Raw genomic sequence first — 5,379 nt, 5'->3', positions numbered from 1 at the left:
ATGCCGTCCTCAAATTTCGTCTGCGGCAGCCAGCCAAGTTCGTTATGTATCTTAGTCGGGTCAATAGCATAACGCCTGTCGTGCCCAGGGCGGTCTTTCACAAAAGTTATCAAATCTTCGCTCTTGCCCAGTGCTTTTAAAATAATCTTCACAACGTCCAAATTGCTCTTTTCGTTGTGCCCGCCTACATTGTAAACTTCGCCCTCGCGCCCATGGCGGATAATTAAATCGATCGCGCTGCAATGGTCTTCCACATACAGCCAATCACGCACATTAGCGCCGTCGCCATATACCGGCAATGCTTTATCATGCAAGGCATTGATAATTATCAGCGGAATTAACTTTTCCGGAAAGTGATACGGACCATAGTTATTGCTGCAGCGGGATATCGTCACCGGCAAACCATAAGTACGGTGATATGCCAGAACCAGTAAATCCGCACTCGCTTTGGAAGCTGAATACGGGCTGGAAGTATGCAGCGGCGTTGTTTCCGTAAAGAACAAATCCGGCCTGTCCAGCGGCAAATCACCATAAACCTCGTCCGTGCTTACCTGATGATAACGTTTAATGCCATACTTGCGGCAGGCATCCATCAGCACTCCCGTACCGATAACGTTTGTTTTCAAAAACAGCTCCGGCTCTAAAATGCTGCGGTCAACATGGCTCTCTGCCGCAAAATTCACCACAATATCAGGCATTTCCGCTTCAAACAGGCTATAAACAAAATCGCGGTCAGCAATATCACCTTTTATAAACTTAAAGTTAGGCTGCTGCATCGCGCCATTCAAGCTGCTTAAATTGCCCGCATATGTCAGCTTATCCAGACAAATAAATTCGTCCTCCGGATGCTGTTTAAGCTCATAATATATAAAATTACTGCCAATAAATCCGGCTCCGCCGGTGATAATGAGTTTCATAAATTTTACCTTCGTAAATTAAAAATATTTATTCTGCCAATATTCTTTATTGTTTCCTCATAACAATAATCTACCAAACTTTTACCATTAAAATCTTTTTCGTATATCGATAGTCCTAAATCGTATAAATACTCAAATAACTCACTATCTAAAGTTTTTACATAACAATCTTTTGCATACATAAGTAAATTAGTACCATTCCAGTTCTTTTCATATATATTGGCGCCATATTTCAACAACAAATAAAATATTTCTTTATTGTTATTATATGTAGCGACCATTAAAGCGCTCCACCCCCGCTTATTTCTTTCATTGATATAATTTTTAACTTTTAAAATACGTTTTACTTCTTCATTATCAAATTCTTGAATGCATGACAATAAATTTTCAAATTCATCTTTATATAAGATAACATTATAATCAATTGTAGCTACTTTAAAATACGATTTTCCTTCTTCAATAACTGCTCCAGCTTTAACGCTAGATTTCTCTTTTAATATTTCAACATTAATGATACAATTGTTTTTAAATTTAATAAGCTGATATGGTCTAAAACAAAACGCTTTTACTTGCCTTTTTATTTGCCATGCGGTCTTATTGCAGTCTAAAACTATATTATCAAAATTTATACTGTTTTTAGAATAATAAGTAGACAAACTAATTGATTGTTTTTTCCACACTCTTACATTATCTTCAATAATATCATTAACATTTCGTATAATTAAAGAAGTACCTACTTCTATATATTTTTTATAAACATCGTAAGAAGTATCATTTTCATTAATAGAAAATTTTTCTTGATCTATAATATCACCAGTATCAATACCTTTATCTATAAAATGTAATGTTACTCCTGTTTCCGTTTCTCCATTATAAACAGGCCATATAGAAGTGTACATACCTTTATATTTTGGCAACAAGGAAAAATGTATGTTATATAATTTTTTTGATAAAAACATTTCTGGTTTAACTATCTGGTCAAATTCTAAAGATAAAAACACCATATCTTTAATACTATAAATATCATTTAATGATAAAATTTTTATTTTATTTTTTTTACAATACCATTCAAGAGATTTTTGCCAGCTATTTTTTCCTGTCTCAGTTTTATTTAAAATACAAGCAATTTCATTTTCTTTATAATATTTTAATAAATATTCTAAAACATTAACCGCAATATCGTTTTTACCAGCAATGCATATTAACATTTTATTCCTCCAAAAATTGTTATTTATCACAAAAAAATAAATTAATCCGGCTTGAAAAATTCAACTATATTTTCTTCATTTTTATCTATTCCACGCATATAGGCATCATAATCTTTTGCTAAATGTCCAATATCCCATGCCATATACCCTTGTTCTGCAAGTTTATAAACCAAAGCATTTGCGCAAGGCCCCAATATGAATACAAATGTCTTTCTATCGGGGGGGATTCTAATGCTTTGTTTAACAAGTTATCGAATTCACTAAAAGCATTAATATTTGGAGCTTTTATATACTCTTTACTTTTAGCTAATTCAAAAATATCATATTTTAATTTATTTAATACACCATCTCCCGCAAATATAACTAGCTCTCTATTTTTAAACAGCAATCTTGCTTTTTCAAAATATATATTATAATTAAAATTACTTAACCCCATATATAATTGTGTAAAACCTGCTGCTATATATTTACGATTTTTATTACAATGTTTTAATAAAAAATCTCGATATTTTTTTGCATATAATAAATAAAAGTTCTTACTTGTTTCGTTAAAATTATCAATAGAGTGAAAGTAATTATAATTTATTCCTACATATAAATTTTCATTATTACTCTCTAAAATTTTTAACATAATATTTTTTAACTCTTCATTATATTTTTGAAATGGTATATTATTTCCCATCATTATTTCAATTTCGCCATCTCCGAATCTGCAAAAACTTTTTGGTTGATTTAATAATAAATCTATTGTTTTATCATAATTTAAAACATCTAACATATATCTATGCTTCTCTTTTTCTTTATCAAGAATTTCATAGTAATATATATCTTCTACTGATTTTAAAATATCTACCTTTAAATCTTTATCTTTTTTATCCAAGTCATGTTTTAATAAAAATTTTAAATTTTTTAGAAATCTTTTCAATGAATATTTCATATCTACACATTTCCTAATTCTTTTATTATTTTTGCAGGATTACCTGCTATTATTACATTATCTGGAAAAATGCCATTGATAACGCTTCCAACTGCTATTATAGAATTTTTCCCAACAATTGATCCAGGCAATATAGTAACATTATTACCAATCCACACATTAGTTTTTATAATTATTTCTCTAGGTGTTCCAAAAGATGTTCTCCTTCTATATGGATCTACACCATGAGCATTATGATCCATTATTGTAACACTTTCCCCAATTAGTACATCATCTTCAATTACTATATTTTTTCTCGCCATTATAAATAAATTATTATTAGCTGCCACATTATTGCCAATTCTTATTACGGCTTCTTTACTTCTAGTTTGAATTTCGCAACTTCCGCCATAATATCTTCCTCCTATCTTATAACCGAAGCTTGAATTGGCACATATATATATATATCCATCTCCTGTAAGTCGTAATTTTTGATAGAATTTTACATTTTTACCTACAGAAATCATACCTTTAAAACTGTATTTACTTATTTCATTGTAAAATAAAATTAATTTATTGATAATACCCATATTATCACCTAAAAATCATTAATTACATAAATTCATTAATTTTATCAATAACATAATCAACTTCTTCATCTGTCATACCATAATACATAGGTATACTTAAAACAGTTCTGCTAATTTCCTCAGCAATCGGTAATTCACCATGTTTAATGCCTAAATCTTTATAGCATTCCTGTTCATGCATAGGTATAGGATAATGTTTTAATGTACCAATACCATTTTCATTTAAATATTTTTCTAATTCATCTCGTCTTTCGCAACGGATCACAAATAAATGATAAATCTGTTCATATTCTTCACTTGTAGGAAGAGGTAATTTAATCAATGGATTAATAATTCCGTTCAAATATTTTTTAGCTGTATTTCGCCTATCTTTATTCCATTTTTCTAAATGCGGTAACTTCACCCTTAAAAATGCTGCCTGCATTTCATCTAATCTGCTGTTCACACCTTTATAAATATTATGATACTTATAGTCCGAACCGTAATTACCTAAAACCCTAACTTTATCAGCAAGCTCTTTGTCATTAGTTGTTACGCAACCGGCATCACCTAAAGCACCCAAATTTTTACCTGGATAAAAGCTAAATCCGGCAGCATCACCTAAAGAACCAGCTCTTTTTCCTTTGTATTTTGCTCCATGAGCCTGTGCAGCATCTTCTATTACTTTTAAATTATATTTCTTGGCAATCGCATTAATAGAGTCCATATCAGCTGTTCTGCCATATAAATGTACAGTTATTATTGCTTTAGTATTTTTTGTTATTTTTTCTTCAATTTTATCCACATCTATATTAAATGTTTCAATTACAGGTTCTACAAATACAGGTTTAGCACCAACATACGTAATTGCTAAAGCTGTCGCAATATATGTATTAGAAGGTACTATTACTTCATCCCCAACACCAATATCCATAGCTCTTAAAATTAAAATTAACGAATCTAAACCTGAAGCTACACCAACACAATATTTAACTCCACAATAAGCTGCATATTCTTCTTCAAATTTTTTACATTCATCACCTCTTATAAACCAGCTTTTATCTAAAACTTTATTATAAGCACGGTCTAAAGATTTCCTTATTTCATTATGCATAGATTCAAATGTCGAAAAAGGTACTTTCATTTAAATCACTCCTTATCTTGTTTTCCATAAAAATTTAAAAATTCTTCATAATTCCTTATGTAATCACTTTCGTCATATAATTCAGAGGCTAATACCATTAAAACAGCACCTTCTGAAAACTCAAACATTTCATGCCACATGTTATTAGCAACATATAATCCTTCATATGGTTTCTCTAATGGCACTACTTTCTTTTCATTACCATTATCTAATAAAATTTTACAACTACCATGAATACATATTAAAATTTGCTGTAAATTTTTATGCGCATGCCGCCCACGCACTATTCCCGGGCTCATATCATACATATAATAAACCCGTTTAATTTTAAATGGTACTTCTTTATATTCTTCCAAAGCAACAAGCTGACCGCGTTCATCTCCATGCGGTTGAAAAACATATTTAGTTAATTGCATATTATAAATTACCTTTCATCCAAAGATTAGCTTTATTTATAATTTCATTTAAATATTTTTGAGCACTATTAATTTCTTTATCTATATTTTCATTACTTTTTTTTACATAACTACTTTTGCTATAAAAATACTTACTCATAAAACAATAATACTTGTGTCGATATCTATATGGATTTATTAATTTTGGTAAACTGCAATCAGTTTTTATT

At 30.1% G+C, this 5,379-nt stretch carries 8 protein-coding genes; all 8 read right to left on the bottom strand.

Features of this window, described 5'->3' with window-relative positions; genetic code table 11:
• Nucleotides 1–917: dTDP-glucose 4,6-dehydratase (gene rfbB, locus Q1X91_RS14755; protein WP_300759230.1), on the bottom strand; the 917-nt coding region annotated here is incomplete at its 3' end.
• A 5-nt stretch (nucleotides 918–922) separates the two neighbouring features.
• Nucleotides 923–2,125: a formyltransferase family protein gene (locus tag Q1X91_RS14750; RefSeq protein WP_300759228.1), complete on the bottom strand. Its 1,203-nt coding sequence runs from the start codon at nucleotides 2,123–2,125 to the stop codon at nucleotides 923–925.
• A 41-nt stretch (nucleotides 2,126–2,166) separates the two neighbouring features.
• Complete coding sequence (locus tag Q1X91_RS14745) at nucleotides 2,167–2,298, bottom strand: hypothetical protein (protein WP_300759226.1); 132 nt, start codon at nucleotides 2,296–2,298, stop codon at nucleotides 2,167–2,169.
• Nucleotides 2,244–3,005: a GT-D fold domain-containing glycosyltransferase gene (locus Q1X91_RS14740; RefSeq protein WP_300759224.1), complete on the bottom strand. Its 762-nt coding sequence runs from the start codon at nucleotides 3,003–3,005 to the stop codon at nucleotides 2,244–2,246. The genes Q1X91_RS14745 and Q1X91_RS14740 overlap by 55 nt, the downstream gene beginning before the upstream one ends.
• A 59-nt stretch (nucleotides 3,006–3,064) precedes the next feature.
• Nucleotides 3,065–3,631, bottom strand: a complete 567-nt coding sequence (locus Q1X91_RS14735; protein WP_300759221.1) for an acyltransferase — start codon at nucleotides 3,629–3,631, stop codon at nucleotides 3,065–3,067.
• Nucleotides 3,632–3,653: 22 nt separating this feature from the next.
• Nucleotides 3,654–4,754: a DegT/DnrJ/EryC1/StrS aminotransferase family protein gene (locus tag Q1X91_RS14730; RefSeq protein ID WP_300759214.1), complete on the bottom strand. Its 1,101-nt coding sequence runs from the start codon at nucleotides 4,752–4,754 to the stop codon at nucleotides 3,654–3,656.
• 5 nt (nucleotides 4,755–4,759) lie between these two features.
• Entirely contained in the window at nucleotides 4,760–5,170 is a 411-nt protein-coding gene (locus Q1X91_RS14725; RefSeq protein WP_300759212.1) for an FdtA/QdtA family cupin domain-containing protein, read from the bottom strand.
• 1 nt (nucleotide 5,171) lies between these two features.
• Nucleotides 5,172–5,379 (bottom strand): hypothetical protein (locus Q1X91_RS14720; protein WP_300759210.1); only part of this gene is annotated, 208 nt, incomplete at its 5' end.

It is taken from the genome of uncultured Brachyspira sp. (assembly GCF_949287625.1).
Taxonomy (GTDB): Bacteria; Spirochaetota; Brachyspiria; order Brachyspirales; family Brachyspiraceae; genus Brachyspira.
This window is presented reverse-complemented; position numbering and strand designations above follow the sequence as displayed.